The following is a 1,404-nucleotide window of genomic DNA, read 5'->3' on the forward strand; positions in this document are numbered from 1 at the left end:
TCATCCGTCTTTAGCTAAGCGAAGAACCGCATGACAGCGGCGGCTTATCGGGACACCTTTTCGGAAGGAATGAGGAGGCTTCAGCTGTGCACACAGAACCCTCCTCACGTCACATTGAACGTCATCTCACTAACCTCCTTCCTTCTGAAGCACTCGAAGACCACGCCGAGGCTGTCGGCGTGGTCGAGCGAGAGGGAAAGCTTCAGCTCCCGCCACTTGTCTGGTCGTTCGCGTTCGGCTTCGCCACAGGCGAAAGCCGAACGCTTGCGGCCTTCAGACGCACCTACAACTCTACTGCTGACGAGTCGCTTTCTCCGGGCGGCTTCTATCAGCGGTTGACGCCGACGCTCGCAGAGTATCTCCGCGACCTCGTCGAATATGGTTTCGACGAGGTCGCTGTCCCTCACACCGTCTCTGAGGAGTTCGACCGGTTTCGAGACGTGATGATTGCTGATGGAACGGTCTTGCGGTTGCACGAGTTGCTCTCTGAAGAGTACAAAGCACGTCACGAGGAGCAGGCTGGAGCGAAGCTCCATCTGCTCCACAACGTCACCGATCAGACAGTCGAACACTTCAGCGTCACAGACGAGAAAACGCACGACAGCACGTTGTTTAAGACAGGTTCATGGCTAGAAGGACGGCTAGCGATCTTCGACCTCGCCTACTTCAAGTACCGGCGGTTCGCGTTGATCGACGAGAACGACGGCTACTTCGTAAGCCGACTGAAAAAGAGTTCGAACCCGGTTGTAACGGAGGAATTACGCGAATGGCGCGGCCGCGCCATTCCCTTGGAAGGCAAGAAAATTTTCGACATCGTAGATGATCTCTCCCGGAAGTACATCGACGTGGAAGTTGAGGTTGAGTTTGACCGACGAGAGTACGCGGGCACGCAGTCACATGATACGAAACGGTTCCGCGTCGTCGGCGTCCGCAACGAGGACGCCGACGACTACCATCTGTATATCACGAACTTGTCTCGGGATGAGTTTCTTCCGGCCGATCTAGCGACGATCTACCGATGTAGATGGGAAGTAGAGCTGTTGTTCCGTGAGTTGAAGACACAATACGGACTGGACGAGTTCGACACGACAAAGAAGCACATCGTAGAAATTCTGCTGTACGCAGCGTTGTTATCCTTGGTCGTGAGTCGTGATTTGCTCAATCTGGTCATTGAACACGCTGATGATGGGATCGTATTCCCACCGGAACGCTGGGCGGCGACCTTTCGGTCGCACGCCCAGCTCATCCTCCGTGAACTGAGGGAATATCTCGCCTACTCACCGCCGCCACTGCTACAACGACTGATCGAAGACGCTCAAAAGATCCACAAGCAGCGACCAATCCTCCAAGAACGGCTTGCTACCACCATCCAACCGACTGCTGAGGCTTAGCTAAAGACCAATG

Annotated in this window: 1 protein-coding gene; it reads left to right on the top strand. The window is 55.0% G+C overall.

Going from position 1 to position 1,404, the window contains the following annotated elements:
• The first annotated feature begins 86 nt into the window (after nucleotides 1-86).
• Complete coding sequence (locus E5K03_RS17025; RefSeq protein ID WP_138008042.1) at nucleotides 87-1,391, top strand: IS4 family transposase; 1,305 nt, start codon at nucleotides 87-89, stop codon at nucleotides 1,389-1,391.
• Nucleotides 1,392-1,404 lie beyond the last annotated feature (13 nt).

It is taken from the genome of Halalkalirubrum salinum, assembly GCF_005543295.1.
Taxonomy (GTDB): domain Archaea; phylum Halobacteriota; class Halobacteria; order Halobacteriales; family Haloferacaceae; genus Halalkalirubrum; species Halalkalirubrum salinum.